This is a genomic window from Mesorhizobium sp. WSM4806, assembly GCF_055811635.1.
Genome location: NZ_JBVVQZ010000005.1, coordinates 26,967 through 41,328 on the forward strand (window position 1 = coordinate 26,967; position 14,362 = coordinate 41,328).

A 14,362-nucleotide genomic window follows, 5' to 3' on the forward strand; every position below is an offset into this window, starting at 1 on the left:
TGCTGAAATGAACCGGGACGGGAACAAATTGTCTCGGCAAGCACCGGGTTGTGACAGCAGCCCAATGGTCTGACGGCAACTGCTGAAGGTGCAGCAGTGCATTCGCCAAGGAGAGCGCCGTCACAGCCGCGCCTGCACGCTACCCGATGACATTCCGTATGGGAAGATGCTGACAACGCGGCCGCCAGGCGCCGACTGGGCCGATGATCTCATTGGTCACTTTCCGCTCCGAGAAGGCGCCGCCAAGCGGATTGGATTGAAGTGTGATCTTTCAGCATGGAGACTCGCTCTCGCAAACGGAGAAACTGCTCCACCGCGCCAATGCCGCAGTGTGGGCGCCGATTTCTATCGCTACTTTAGCTGGCTGCGAATTTGCAACCTGTTGAAGAAGGCGCCCGCTACCGCGGAAATTGCGACACTTGGAATAGCAGCGACAGCAAGCACGCCGGTTAAGTCGGTGTAATGCTCCCACGCATTGGGTGGGGGCAGAGGAGAAGTGAGCGCCATTCCTCCCCACAAAAGAACATTCAGGAAAACACAACCGGCAAAACCGATCATCCATGCCAGGTTGGTGCGAGGTCGGAGGGAATAAAGCGAAACAAAGACACCGAGAACGAGCAGTCCCGGACCATGAATTGCGACGAAGGCCAGCCCGAAATCTCGCAGTGCAAGATTTCCGTTCCAAGGCCGAACCAGCATGAGCGCCAGCAAAGCACTTGGGACTGCAACCATCAGGATGCTGAGCAAGCCGTTGAGAAGGACATGTTGTTTCAATCGAGCCACGCTCCCGTAACGACTGGCATCTTGACATCAGTCCAAGAAAAAAAGCCCGGCAAAAACCGGGCTTTTTTCTTGGGGTCTCTGAACCTTATAAAAGGTCCGAAACGGGAATTTGGTGCCCAGAAGAGGACTCGAATAGCCTTCGCACTAGCCCTTGATTATGTTAGATATTTCCTTCGGTCATTTGGAGCTTGTGTAGCAGTCACGTATAGCATTAGCGATGCCCTGACAATCAGCAAAACGTCGGGAATCGATAGCATACTAGAACATGCACGCCTCCACATCTTGCGCACCAAACGCGCTGCCAGCGGCACTGGTATGACCGTGCCGGTCGACGTGCAGGTGATGATCGCGCCCGGCAAGGTCAACATGCACATCGTCGGCCTCGGCGACAAGGCGGTGGCCGAAAGCCGTGAGCGGGTGCAGGCTGCGCTGCTTGCGTCGGGCCTGTCGATGCCGTCGAAGAAGGTTACGGTCAATCTGGCGCCCGCCGACCTGCCCAAGGAAGGCAGCCATTACGATTTGCCGATCGCACTAGGCCTGATGGCGGCGCTTGGCGCCATTCCAGGCGACATGCTGGCCGGCTATGTCGTGCTTGGCGAGCTGTCGCTCGACGGCACCATTGCCGCGGTGGCCGGCGCGCTGCCGGCGGCGATCGGCGCCAATGCCGAAGGCAAGGGCCTGATCTGCCCTTTCGCCTGCGGCCCGGAAGCGGCATGGGCCGGCAAGGATTTCGACATCCTGGCGCCGCGCAGCCTGATCGCCATCGCCAATCATTTTCGCGGCACGCAGGTGCTGTCGCGGCCGGAGGCCGGCATCCATGCCTCGGCGCGCGACCTGCCGGATCTTGCCGACATCAAGGGCCAGGAGACCGCCAAGCGGGCACTCGAAGTGGCGGCCGGCGGCCATAACATGCTGATGTTGTGCTACATTAATCCACTCATTTCGGGCCGTGGATTCTGCAGTCTACTGGACTGTCTTGAATGGCCGGAGTCGACCCTTTGCGGAAGTTCATTCGCCCTCGGACGAATTCACGCCCATGGCCCTTCTCGGACCTTGCCGCGGAGATGTTGACGGGCAAGTTCCGGTCGTTCAATGCCCATCGTCGCACGACACTGTGTATGTCTCAGGGGCCCACGCTTTCCCCATTCCGAGAATAAAGCCCGGCACGACAGCCGGGCTTTTTTCTGCACGAGATCAATAGCTGCTGAAGCACAGCCTAGCACAAGAATTCTTTGTCCTTGTCGCGTTGCCTGTTCATCGACAGCCGGATCAGTTGCCGCTCATTTTGGCGATCTCGTCGAGGCCGGCTTTGAAAATGCCGCTGATCACGTTCTTGGCCTCGTCATCCGACTGGCCCTTTGAGTCAAAGCTGCTTTTCCAGTCCACCCTGGTCCCATCTCCTTCTGCCGAGACGCTAATCGTGGCGCGGTAATTCTCGACGGGAAGCGGAGAGTCGATGATGTCATAGGTGTAACTGGTATCCGTCTGCTCGACGAGTTTCTCCTTGATTGTGCCGCCGTCAGTAGTCGTGAGCGTGCGATAGGTCGCGCCACCTTCTTCGCTCTGCTCGCACTTCGATACGGCGGGATGCCAGGTCTGAATAGCGCAGAAGTCGCCGATCTTCTGCCAGACTGTATCCGGTTTGCCCGCCACAGTGGCGAAGCTGGCGACTTCCAGCGCGGCGGCCGATCCGACCAGAAGACCCATTGCCGCAATGGTGGAAACCAAGGTTCTTGGAGTTCTTGTTGTCATCTGCGGGTTCCTCCCTACGATAGCCCCACCACCATCTATTTTCTCATGAATGTCGGCTTCCCGATAGAGACGCATGCCCGACTACAACGATGGCCGCGAAGGTCGGGATGTGAGCGCACCTTGCTCCTTCCAACAGCCTCCCCCGTACGGCAAGTTTCCACCCGTTGCCGTCGTTTAGTGTTCTCTAATGTCTGGCGTCCTACTCGCTGACATTGTGGCAAATTAAACGGCGCGTCATGGTCATTGGGCTCCTCGATAGCCCATCGGCACGACATTCAATCTGCACGCTCGCATCCAAGCCGGTGGATTGCCAAGTCGCGATTGAGAAATGGATCGCGTAAGCGGCGAATCGAGTAATAAGCTGGAGGTGTCCCCCTTTCCCAATTCCTTCCATCCTGATTGAACATGACTAAAGCCAAGAGATTCCTCCCGCTAGTATTGGTAGCGCTTGTGATTTTGATTGCGCCTGATGCAGGGGCGATCGAGCTTTCAATAGAAAGGGGCAATGCCACCTCGAAGATCCTAGTTACGGGACCTCTCGAGCGTGGTGATGCGGAGCGATTCAAGAACTATTGGGAGAAGAACGCCTACGACTCGTGGCACTTCATTGTTTCCCTTGACAGTCCGGGCGGCAACCTTTTGGACGGGCTAGAAATCGGGCGTTCCTCCGCAAAGTCCGGGCGGGCACAGAAGTGCAACGCTATACACCCTCCGTTCCAGGTCGCTATGCAGAAGGAATACCGGGCGCAGAATGCTACTCAGCTTGCGCGCTTGCGTTCATGGGCGGTGTTGAACGTGATATTCCCGAAGGCGGAACGATCGGTTTCCATCAATTCTATGGGGGTGTCGGCTCGTCGACCGATGAGGCGATGAAGCTCACCCAGCAGATCGCCGCTCTGATTGCAGGCTATCTCCGCGAGATGGGAGCGAAGCCGGAGCTGTTCGAAATAATGTCGGGAACCTCGCCTGGCACGATGTTTGTTCCAACACGCGACGAGATTGCGGCGTGAACATCGTTCCACAGCTTGGATTTCACGACTTCCGACTCATGCCGAAAGATGGGCTGATCGTTGCTACGGCAACAGACGAACGAAATCCGGGCCTGCTTGAGAAGGTCTACGAAATCGAAACGCTGTGCTGGAAGCGGTTACCCATCATCAACCTGTACGCCGCCAGTGATCAACACGGACTGGCACCGTAATCTGCGTAGCCGGCTTCTCGACGATCACAAGCGCATCATCTGGCGCCGTGCGCTGTGGCCGCTTGGCTTCCGACCAACGGCGCGTTGAGCCACATCCGTTTCCTCTTGCGTCGCTAGGATCACCGGTATCGCCTTTCTCGTGGTTCGAATACCTCTTTAGATTTGCTGTAGGACAGGCTCGACGCGTGCGTCACATCGCATTTCTTGGAATGCTGTCCCGAATATGTGACAGAATGCGACTTTCGGCAGCGGGAATGCGAAGATGCGTGCTAATGGCTTAGCGACCTTTTTAATTGTGATGCTTTCGTCGCCGCACGCCAAATGCGAAGCGTTGTTTTCATACTTTTCACAGCTAGGCTTGCGCATGCCAAACTTCATTGCGGTTCCTCCCACCCCTACATAACGTGATACAAATTCTTGTGTCGAGCTTTAGGTGCCTTCGCTGCCGCGCTCACGCGCGGCGACGGCACGCGGCAAGCTCGCAGGTGCGAATTACGACCGGCAAAAAGATTCTAGTAGAGGTTTGCTTCTTCTTTCGTTATAGTTGCTTAACTTTCGGGGCTCTTGAGGGAGGGGGTTCATGAAGATTGCGTTCGCTTGTCTTGTTGTTGCGCTATTTCTTTCAAACAACACTCTCGCCGAGAATGCTAGCTTTGGCGCGATGGGGTTCGAACTGAAATCCGCCGAGTTAAGGCTGGTTTCGCGGAATGTTCAGGAGCTTGCGATCGACGTTTACGGTCGGTCCTTGCTCACCGGCCACAAGCTTAACGCCGGCCGAACGATCACTGCCCAATCCAACCCAATATGAACTTCAATGGTCATGGGTTCGCAACGATCCCAGTGATGAATTTTCCATATGGGAGCCTGAGGTGCCTTTTTTCGAACCGATCAAATTCGAAGGAAAAGGGAATTTGGTATCAGCTCGACCCGTCGCTGATTTCCCAATGCAATTTAGGTGGTGGCGGGAGTGGGAGCCAATATTCGATCGCCAGATCGATTTGGTGCGCCAGGACATCGCGCGGGCAAAAGCTGAGGACAAATTTGTTCTTTATCTGAGCTGTCCGATATCGCCACGCGGCGGAAGCCATTCTCTGACTAACGTTGCGGTAGCGCGCTTCACCGAACGGCACCTCATTGCGGAGTGGGGCCAGCGCTTCTGGTTTTTGAATCCGGCGCAGTACCAACTTGAGTCGAAGGAAGGCACCGGACTGATTTTTGCCCATGCGAAGGCGCTTGGCTTGTCCGTCAAAGACCTCGCCAAGCTGCCGCCTCCGAGTGGCGGCGACTATATGCGTATGTGGACCAAGGTTCTGGTCGAGGACGATGATCTGCCTTTCACAAGGGCCGAGGACCGCGGAAAATTTAAGAACTGCGGCCGCAACTTCGACGCTTATTACTTTATCGGCGCCGCCGATATGCGCCGGTACTTTACGTCAGACGGAACGACGAATATTTCCGCCGCGATCGAAGAGAATTTCGTCCGTCAGTATGGCACCGATCCAGACTTCGCGGACGAATTTTCCATTGACGGAATAAATTGGGGTCAACAACCGCCTGCAAAGAATGCCCAGCAACTCAGGTTCGAATGGGAGCGCAGGAGGAAGGATTTCTTTCGTTATTATTCCTTACGCGCCGGTGTTTTTGCGAGCAAAGGCTCGCATGACGAATGGAATATCTTGCGTCACCTGAACGAAAAAAGGATGACGAGCATGCCCGGATCTGTGGGTGACCGGATAGCTGCCTTCTACGACGGTCGCCAAGTCGATCTGGGATCAATGATCGCCAGCGTACCGAAAGGTTATGAACTCTGAGGCGTTGAGGGCGGAATGAGTGTCACCGCGTCCGAAAGCATCATTTTGCGCCGATGGCGGTGGAGACTGGTGCAATGATCTGCAACTTGGATCATTTGAGTTTGATCTCTGGCGGTCATTGCCTTCAGTTCATCTCTTGGAATTGTGTTCGGAAGCTGGTGGCAGGCCTGGCTTGGCTGACATCCGTAGCATTGAAAGAAAGCAATACGGAGGGGTACATGAGCAGCGACGTTTACGATCTCAAGTGGGGCCAGGAGCTGGCCAAAAGAATCAGCGATCAGATCAAAACCGAGATCGGAAGGATCAGAGCACATCCGCCCCTTATTCCCATTGTACCGGGTGGCTCACGGTATGAAGATGTCATCCAGAGTTATGCGGTAGACTTGGGGCCACCCTTTAGCATCAGGCCGAACAAGAAGCTTGCGCCTATCAAGATCGCATCGCGATTTGTGCTAGCACAGCAACAGTTTGCAGATGAACTGCTTGCGAGCCGGCTTGCTCTTCGCCCCGCCAGCGATCTGGCGTTTGCCGAAGATGCTGTTTTGTTGCACGGCGCTGCCGCGGCGCCGACTCTCGCGGCTTTGAACATTGACGATGAAAACAGGACTTTGGGCGAGCAACAGGGGCTGTTTGCAGGCGCGCCAAGGTCGCTGCCGCCTGCCAGGGACGTCTTTGACAGCATTCGTCAAGCGCTTGAGGACCTGCAACGAAACCAACAGCATGGACCGTATTGCGTAGTGGTTTCCCCCGATTTGCACCGGGAGGCGATTACGCCATCGGGGACGGGCACAACTCCGAGGATAAACCCGATCCTGCCTCAGATCAGGGAGCACGGCTTTAGATGGAGTGAAGCCGCGCCTCCGAGGACAGGCGTTGCTTTCTCCCTTGGGGCAGGCGCTCTGGATTTGTCGATTCCCTGGGACGCTCACGTTGAGTGCCGGAAGGTGGAAGGCGACGCTACGTTCGTTGTCGTCAAGCAATTTTGCCTGCGGATAAACGATCCCAGGGCTGTCGTACCACTTTCGTAGCGAAGTTTGTTGTGCGCTGCACTGCGCATTGCCCGGAATGAACGTACAGGTCATTTTCACATGCAGTTCGAGCAAGACGGCCTGACGCTCTGGTTCGGCACATCGGATGCTCCAGCACCTGAAGCAACCATTCCGGCCGGCGTTTCGCCCTACATAACCATCGGTGTAAAGCCGCAGGACGCAGGTCACCAGGTGTCTGTCGAGTTCCGTGTGAACGGCGGTCAATTGCAGACGCTATCGGCGGACTGGATCAGGTCGGACTTTGCCGGCTTGGCTCAGTACTTCCGTGCGCAATTTCCCGCGTTTTCAGCCGGAGACAGGATTGAATACACGCCCGTCTGCGTATCGGGCGTCCGAAAGGTCACACCTGACACAATCTCCAACAAGCCCGCTGCATCATTCTCGATCGCCGATGCCCGGGATCTGATTGAGGCGGATGTAAATCGCGGTGCACCCAAAGTGGTGGCGAGGCGAACGGAGCCGCAAGCCGAGAGACATCGACCCGCGCCCGATAGAAGCGTTGGCCGCAAGACTAGCGAGAGCCAGAGTACGGGACCTCAGATGCAAATCGCCAATCGCAAACTGCTCGTCAGCGTCTTCAATGAACAGGAAGCCCGGGAAGCGGTGCTCGGTGGGGGGCGCATCATTGACAGCGAAGACCCTCGCAGTGCGCTCGGGAATATCCGGCCGATGCAGATCATGGCGGTTAGCGATGCGGTCTTGGACTTCAAGCGAGACTTTGATGTTCAACTTAGTACGAACATCGGTGAGGATCAGCTGCTATTTGATCGTTCGCCGACAGGTCGGGCAATCGAGAAATCACCCTACGAGATCGCTGGCAAGGCGTCGCAAGCCGCAATCGGCGTGGCGTGCTCCATGGGTACGAGAGTCCATCCTTGCAGTATCGTCAAGGTCGGGCTTGATGGCATGGAGCTGGACAAGCTGACCGAGGTTCTTTCGGAGGTGGTGACTACGCTTAGAAGAACCGAAAACTACAGCCACACACAGGTCATGGCCGTTCTCTTTGCTCAAGATCTCGCGCTTTGGGAGCAGCGCAAGAGCAACGATGCGGTTCGGCGGGTGTTGGTCGAACTCAGAGAGTTTTTCCCTTCTGGACCAGGTGGCGACTCGTTCGACTTGCGATCCCTCGCTGTCGGCACACTGCGTGACTCCCAAAATCGCGTGCTATTTGGCCAGGCTGAACAGGTATCGCTTGGAAGTCTGGTGCGTGAGGGAATCTTGCCCAGCGGCTCGAATGATGCCCTAGTGGAGCTTAATCCGCTTTTCGATCACAATCAGTTCTTCCCTGGATTGGCTACGGGGAACAAAACAAACAGGGCGGTGATCCAGGCGATGGTCGACGCGACCGCGGATTCCGGTGCACAGGCGATCATGCTGGATACATCAATCCTCATGAAGGTCAGCAACGTATGCCTTGTCGACACATCTGACAGTGAAATGGTGGACCTCAATCGCTTCCGTATCTCCAATGGAATGGTCCAACAGGGGATTCTGCATCTCGACGATATTCGTTTCTTTGTGGACTACTGCCACTATCGCGGCGTCGGGGCTAACGTCGCTGGGTCACTCGAGAGCTACCAGGCGCAGCAACTGTGGGTGCTTGTTCCAGAGCTTGACCAACTTTCAACACGAGGGTCAGCATCTGCTGTTGATGTTAACCCTACCGGTGCCGGGGCCGCGGCCGATACGCGCCAGCATAGGGTCATCAAGCGCAACCTTGTCCGCGGCCTCGCGCCTCCTGAGCATGGAGGCGTGCTTAACTTACCCGCCGCGTGGGTGGACAACGCCGAGGCGCGATCGGCCTGCCAGGAGGCTCGCGAGCTTATAGCCTCCAAGCGGCGCAATTTCGGTTGGCCAGACCTAGAGACGTACTTTGTCAACTCGAGAGGACAACGTGTTGCAAGCATGGACGAGCAAGATCGTTTGAACACTTTTGATGTGTAGGTTCGCCTGGCTCTTGCCAAATAGGAGATCACCGATTGGCGATATCGAGCGTAGCGCCCCTGAGTCAGGCGGGAAGACCACCTTGTTCCTTGCCGCTCGATGACGCGGATCTTTCGCTCGGCAATGCCAATTGGACAAAAGGGCTGCAGGCGATGAGTGACTGGTGCTGGAGCGGTCATCTAAATCCGGCATCATTCCCAAACAACCTAGCCCGGTTTTTTCTCCACACACCTGGCATCTTCGAACAGCAGCTCAACTTCTCGACGTCACTGATCTTCGACGAGCCGTCTTTTCGCAACGGCATTCAAATGTCTGGGTTCCTGAATCGAGTGAGCCGAGAGCTTGCCATAAGCTTGATCGGGCAAACTCGGCGGTGCTGGTACAGCATGACCCACCATGCCGTGCTCGGCCAGCTGACTGCGAAAAAGCACGGTCTCTCCGACTCCAGCTTTGAAGCGAAGTGGGTAAATCTCACTCGTTTCCGGGAAGCGCCAGGTGTTTACACCGAGGTCGAACTCGCGGTGCTTGAGTTCGCCGAAGCTTTCGCAACAAATCCAAAGCAGTTTTCTGACGCCCAGTACACACGGTTGCGGGATGTCCTCGCGAGAGACAACGAGGCTCGATACGTCCGTGAGGGCCTTTGGATGCAGCGCCTGCAAGCAGCCCGGAAGGCTTGGGCAGTCGCCGCGGGAGCCGGGAAGACCCGGGAAGAGGCGGATCGAGCGGCTGCTGAGGCTTCTTCATTCGTGAGCAGCAAGATTCCGGACGACATCGCAGAGGCCAAGCTGAATGCGCAGATTGTGGAGCTGACATTCGTATGCCTGCAGTTTGTAGCGCTTTCGGGGGTATTTACCGCGCTCAACATTCCGGACGAGCCGTTCCTTGCAGACCTTATGCAAAGCTCGCTGCCGCCCCTCCTCATTAAGAAAATCAACTCGCTCTGCGAACTCGGTGATCAGGGCATGTCCCCGCTTGTGCCTGGTGCCATCAATCCCCCGATCAGGGAGATTGCTGCCGGTGGAGTGATTGTTGAGCCGAGTAGACCAGTAGGTCGAAGGATCCCCCTGGAATCTTACGAAACAAGAATGGATCGAGATCCCGACAAGGGGCTGACGGTTGGTGGAGTACAGGTTGGAACATACGGCTGGAACTTTGGATTCCACTTTCCGGGCAATCTGGTTTACTGCCTGATGCTGCATCCTGAGCTGGCGCGGCACGAGCCGCCGTATTCACTGCCTTTGCTTTTCAATGAAGACGAATGGCGCAATGGGGTCCATACAAGCGGCTTTGTCTCGCGTGTGCTCAAGGAACTTGTCTATCAGAAGATCTACAAGATCACCCGGAGCAGGTATGGGCTCGAACATCATACGATGTTCCTGTTCAACAGCTATCTTGACCTGTATGGAGTTGGACGCGAGCCGCGTCCGTCGATGAGCAGCGAGCAGCAGGAGCAAGCGCGAAGAATCGCAATCAGGCGGGCGGAAGAGGCGGCGTTATACATTCAGGACCACAATAATGCTCCCGAGAACGTCTTTGATCCTATGGAACGAGCTGTGTTGAGCTGGGTCGAAGCGTTCCTGACGAAACCGCACGAAGCCTATCGTCTGGAACGTGAAATGCGAGACGAATTGGACAAGGATAACCAGCGGCAGATAGCTGCAGGCACGCGCATTTTGGACCTCTCTCCTGGTCTCGGCCAGCGCGCCGCGCTCGACCGCTTGCTAAATCGGCAGGTGGCGGAATTGTCAATGCTGACGGGTCATATGGATGGATTGGGGCGTGCGCTGACGATTTTGCAGCTCTTTTCAGAGGGACCAGTACAGATTGTGGAAGGAACGATTGACCCTGCCACGCTTGGAATCAAGCCCAAACTCACGAATACTGGCGAAGTGAAGCCGACCGGTTACTTCAATACGAGACCTGGCCTGCTGGACTTTATGCGTGGGGTGGTAGGAGTGACGCCCAAAGCGCTTACAGCCAATGAACTGATGGTAAATCCCAAATTGAATGCTGAGGTTCGCCGTCGGCTAAGTGTCGGAGAACGCAACATCCATGTATCTGCAGCGCTAGCTGAGATGTCTGCCGAGTTTTGAGGCTCGAATCCCGCATGCATTAGGTCTGGTTCAGGATTGCCGTGATCACATGAAAGACACCGTTTCAAGGTTTTTGGCGATCGCTTGGGAGAATATCGATGAATGATCCCAGCGAGGACGAAGCAGCGCTCATCGCTATGTACGATGAAGCCCTGGATGCGTTTAGAAAAGGCGATTTGGAGACGGTGCTGGATCATTGGGAGGATGACGGGGCGTATCTGTGGCCAGCTGTACCTCCTGCAATAGGAAAGCAAGAGATCCGTGCGGCCTATCAGGGATTCTTTCGAAGCTGGACGGCGGAAGAGGTCTTTTACAGGCACGAGCTATCGGTCAGCGGGGATTTGGGTTTCTGTCGATTTGGGACCGAACTGACGCTTCATCCAAAAGCAGGTGGCGTGCCGACACAAATGACGTTGCAGGGGACTCACATATATCGACGCAGTTCGAAGGGCTGGCGCTTCAAGGTGGTTATCGCGATAGAAGTCGCCCGCCCCTAGGCGGTATGGACGGATGCCGCATGAAGCGGTTTGAGGGTTCCTCCGCCGCTATTCATCTGATTCATGGAATGCCAACTGATTGCGGTCGTCCATGGTTTTCGTGCTCAAATGCGAGGCCGATCCGTCGCGGCGGCCTCCATTAGCATCGCGCAGATCGGGGCCAAAGTTGATCTTGCGGTCGGGCTTGAACGTCGTCGGCCGGTGGATGCCTTGTATCCAGAGCTGCTTCGACGTGCCCCGAATGAGCGTTCGTTCGAGCAGCTCGAGCTGAACGGGCGCGAGCGGAACATCTGCGGAAAAGACGTCCCCGACGAGCCCGTCGGCGAGCCAGAGGCGGAGGTTCGTGACCGGTGTATCCTGGGTCACATGGTTGGCCGCAAGGCTTTTTGCACGGCGACAAGGTGGTGCGTGCGATTGACGAGCGGTGGGTCGTCCTTAGCTTCGGCCGCGCCGCATGGCGCGGCAGCCACGCTGGTGGGCATTCGACGGCATAGTGCGCGGCGGTAACGAGCCAGCCCTCGCTGTACCATGACGGCATTGTGGGGATGTCGCGCGCGTCCTTGTATGCCGTCCGTCGCCGCGTTCACGCCAATGTGGTGATCCCAGCGATCGGCCACCGCTTCGATGGCCGCGTTGGTACTAACGCCGTCCGCCACGCGATAGAGGACAACAACCAGCTGCGGGCGAAGATCCAAGATCCTCGATACCAACGTCCTGCGCCACATTTCCCCCGCTCGCCGGCTCCGAGCCGTTATCTGCTTATCCGGAATGCTGCGGGCTAGAATGCTGGTAGATGCGAAACGATTTCTTGCCCCGGAGCCATGTCGTGACAAGAACGATACGACTGCGAGTGCGTTAGGAAATTGGCGACCTCAGAGTTTTTGCTTGCTTATGACAACACGCTAGGCACTAAATGTATTTAGAACGCCGCTCCAATATTCTCGGGGAATGCAGATGCTCCGGTCTGTCCTCTTCGTCTTCGCCATAGTTCTGTCGTCCGCTGCGATGGCGCAGGAAACCCTAACAATCGCGTCCTGGAACATCGCGAATCTCGGGTCTGGGCCGAACGTGGAGCTTCGTGGCCATGCGCGAACAGCAGAACAATACCAGCAAATTGCGGACGCGATCGCCTCGCTCGACGCCGATATCGTCGCTCTGCAGGAGATCGGCAGCATGCCTGGCGCAAGGGCCGTGCTCGGTTCCGATTATGAAATTTGGTTCGAGACACGCTGCGTGGCGAACGCGGCCAAGTGCTCGGCCGATGTTGACGACATTTTCACGGCGATCGCTGTGAGAAAGGAACTCGCGCAAAACGTCGAGGTCTTCCAGATCGACGAACTCGCCATCATGCACAATGACGAATGCGGGGTGTCACGACCCGTACGCGGTGCGGTAGGTGTCAAAGTCAGGCTCGATGGGCGGACCTATTGGATTCCTTCCATCCATCTCAAATCTTCCTGCAATAAGGGTACGACAAACCAAGAGGATGTGAAGGACGATTGCGCTACGCTTTCCAAACAGATCGACATCCTCAAAGCCTGGATCGAGTCACTTCCCGCGGGTGACGCTGTCGTCCTTGCTGGTGACTTCAACCGGCGCTTCCTAGAGGTGCCCGAGCCGCGGCTCGAGGCAATTTCCCCCGCGCCTAAGTTTCTGCCAGCGATAAGCGAGCGGCAGTGCTGGGGTAACTACCGCTTTGACTTCAATCAGCTGAGGGACGAGGCGCGCGCCAATCTCCCTGGTGTGTTTGAAAACGGGCTAAGCCCCAATATTTACACACCCAAGCAGTTCGGGCCCATTGATTATTTTGTGGTCGTCAACGAGGGTGAAGAAATCCCACTTACCAGCGAGATGATCGAACTCGATGATCTCAACAGCTTCGGCAATCCCAACAGCTACCTGCAAGATTGCTCGGGTAAGCCCAAGCCGTTTGGGAACAAGGTACTCACCTTCGGTGAGGCTGATCCGAGCGATCACTGCCCGATCCGGCTCGTAATCGAAGGTGCCGAGTCGCTTTCGATAAATCAGGCAGAATAGCGCGGCTGGGTTACGGCCGCTGGCTATTCACGACCGAAGGGCCCGAATAAGGTTCGACCGCTGCCCTCATGAGCAGCGCTCATCTCTCACTGGATTGTCAAAGGTAAATTTCCGGCAAAAAATAAGGCTTGCTTACTATTTCCAAACGAAATCGGGGCAACTGGCTCCTGCTGAGTCAACGGAAACCAACGCCAGTTCTTCCATGGAGCTTTTCTCGGCGGACGCGGACCGGCCCACGCTGTGAATAACCCATTGAAATATCGTTACAAATTGGCGCGCCCGACAGGAATTGAACCTGTGGCCACTGCCTTCAGAGGGCCCATAACCCCCGCCAAAGTGGCACGTTTCTGCGGTATTGCTATCGGCGAAACCACGGTCGAGAGGTGTTTGTGCCCGTCCCGTTCACAGTTACCGGTTCAATTGAACCGGCGGCTCCTGCCCGAATAAATGGCAGCGACTCTTGTATCGTCGAGAATGGCTACCATCGCCGTGGTCTTCAAACTCAGAGCTTGGCCCCGTTGCCGACGGCGACCATCCGCACCTTGAATCAGCTAGGAGAGGAAACCTCTGTACACCGCAAGCGCGTTCTCTCCCCGCCTCCATGCGATCCTCCCTGAAAGCCGTTTCCGACCTGCGTCGCATTTATCGCACCGATTATGCGATTTGTGGTGCCGTGGTCCGGCGGAAGCAGGCCCGCAAAATCCAGCCATCTGTAGCTCCCGTCCCGATGCTTGAATCGACAACCTTTGGTGCAATAAAACCATTTTCTCGTAGAATTAGAGAACCGCATGTAAGCGATATTGTATTCGTGATTTCTCCATATTTCTCCATCGTATCCGCACTCCACTCTCGGGGAGTCTTGCGTTCTTCCCGTTGTGGTCGATGACAATATTGTCAATGCCAACAATGAACTCTGCAGAGGTTTGAACATTTCGATCTCCCGCCCTCAAGCACTTCGAGTTAGGATGAAGCGGCAATGTGGGTGCTGTACGTGACTATTTGAACAGGGCACTTTTTTACGAAACGATGCATTCACCGTCAGCGGAACACCTGGTCCAGCTCTGTTGCAGATCTGATGACGTGTTTAGAGGGTCGGCTGTCCGGCGCCAACAAACATCAACGCCGCTGCTCCCGGCTTCTGGAAACGTTCCCAAAGACTGCCCACGACTTGCAGGCCCGTCGAAGCGAACTGGGT

General features: G+C 56.1%; 13 protein-coding genes and 1 pseudogene. 10 read left to right on the forward strand and 4 right to left on the reverse strand.

Features of this window, described 5'->3' with window-relative positions; translation table 11 throughout:
• Nucleotides 1-351: 351 nt before the first annotated feature.
• Nucleotides 352-774, reverse strand: a complete 423-nt coding sequence (locus tag AC0L2M_RS09600; protein ID WP_473534679.1) for a hypothetical protein — start codon at nt 772-774, stop codon at nt 352-354.
• A gap of 324 nt (nt 775-1,098) precedes the next feature.
• Here AC0L2M_RS09600 and AC0L2M_RS09605 point away from each other — a divergent pair.
• Nucleotides 1,099-1,704: pseudogene (locus AC0L2M_RS09605) on the forward strand (magnesium chelatase domain-containing protein); the annotation flags it as partial.
• Nucleotides 1,705-2,052: 348 nt separating this feature from the next.
• Here AC0L2M_RS09605 and AC0L2M_RS09610 read toward each other — a convergent pair.
• On the reverse strand, nt 2,053-2,535 hold the full coding sequence (locus AC0L2M_RS09610; RefSeq protein WP_473534680.1) for an SRPBCC family protein: 483 nt from the start codon (nt 2,533-2,535) through the stop codon (nt 2,053-2,055).
• A 779-nt stretch (nt 2,536-3,314) separates the two neighbouring features.
• Here AC0L2M_RS09610 and AC0L2M_RS09615 point away from each other — a divergent pair.
• The 8 genes from AC0L2M_RS09615 (at nt 3,315) to AC0L2M_RS09650 (ending at nt 11,130) form a co-directional block, all read left to right on the forward strand.
• On the forward strand, nt 3,315-3,545 hold the full coding sequence (locus AC0L2M_RS09615; protein ID WP_473534681.1) for a hypothetical protein: 231 nt from the start codon (nt 3,315-3,317) through the stop codon (nt 3,543-3,545).
• Nucleotides 3,542-3,736, forward strand: coding sequence for a hypothetical protein (locus tag AC0L2M_RS09620; RefSeq protein ID WP_473534682.1), 195 nt, complete (start codon nt 3,542-3,544; stop codon nt 3,734-3,736). Before AC0L2M_RS09615 ends, AC0L2M_RS09620 begins: the two co-directional genes overlap by 4 nt.
• Nucleotides 3,737-4,316: 580 nt before the next feature.
• A complete protein-coding gene (locus AC0L2M_RS09625) occupies nt 4,317-4,544 on the forward strand; it encodes a hypothetical protein (protein ID WP_473534683.1) in 228 nt (75 codons plus the stop codon).
• Nucleotides 4,545-4,605: 61 nt separating this feature from the next.
• Complete coding sequence (locus AC0L2M_RS09630; RefSeq protein WP_473534684.1) at nt 4,606-5,547, forward strand: hypothetical protein; 942 nt, start codon at nt 4,606-4,608, stop codon at nt 5,545-5,547.
• Nucleotides 5,548-5,765: 218 nt separating this feature from the next.
• The gene (locus AC0L2M_RS09635; RefSeq protein WP_473534685.1) at nt 5,766-6,575 is read left to right on the forward strand and encodes an encapsulin; all 810 of its coding nucleotides are present in this window, start codon (nt 5,766-5,768) and stop codon (nt 6,573-6,575) included.
• 60 nt (nt 6,576-6,635) lie between these two features.
• Nucleotides 6,636-8,540 (forward strand): (5-formylfuran-3-yl)methyl phosphate synthase, encoded by a 1,905-nt coding sequence (locus AC0L2M_RS09640; protein ID WP_473534686.1) that lies wholly within the window; start codon nt 6,636-6,638, stop codon nt 8,538-8,540.
• A gap of 89 nt (nt 8,541-8,629) precedes the next feature.
• The gene (locus AC0L2M_RS09645) at nt 8,630-10,633 is read left to right on the forward strand and encodes a carboxymuconolactone decarboxylase family protein (protein WP_473534687.1); all 2,004 of its coding nucleotides are present in this window, start codon (nt 8,630-8,632) and stop codon (nt 10,631-10,633) included.
• Between the two features lie 98 nt (nt 10,634-10,731).
• Nucleotides 10,732-11,130, forward strand: a complete 399-nt coding sequence (locus AC0L2M_RS09650) for a YybH family protein (RefSeq protein WP_473534688.1) — start codon at nt 10,732-10,734, stop codon at nt 11,128-11,130.
• Between the two features lie 48 nt (nt 11,131-11,178).
• Here AC0L2M_RS09650 and AC0L2M_RS09655 read toward each other — a convergent pair whose 3' ends face one another.
• Entirely contained in the window at nt 11,179-11,496 is a 318-nt protein-coding gene (locus AC0L2M_RS09655; protein ID WP_473534689.1) for a hypothetical protein, read from the reverse strand.
• Nucleotides 11,493-11,825 (reverse strand): hypothetical protein, encoded by a 333-nt coding sequence (locus tag AC0L2M_RS09660; RefSeq protein ID WP_473534690.1) that lies wholly within the window; start codon nt 11,823-11,825, stop codon nt 11,493-11,495. Before AC0L2M_RS09660 ends, AC0L2M_RS09655 begins: the two co-directional genes overlap by 4 nt.
• A 259-nt stretch (nt 11,826-12,084) precedes the next feature.
• Here AC0L2M_RS09660 and AC0L2M_RS09665 point away from each other — a divergent pair, with 259 nt between their 5' ends.
• The gene (locus tag AC0L2M_RS09665) at nt 12,085-13,167 is read left to right on the forward strand and encodes an endonuclease/exonuclease/phosphatase family protein (protein ID WP_473534691.1); all 1,083 of its coding nucleotides are present in this window, start codon (nt 12,085-12,087) and stop codon (nt 13,165-13,167) included.
• Nucleotides 13,168-14,362: the final 1,195 nt, after the last annotated feature.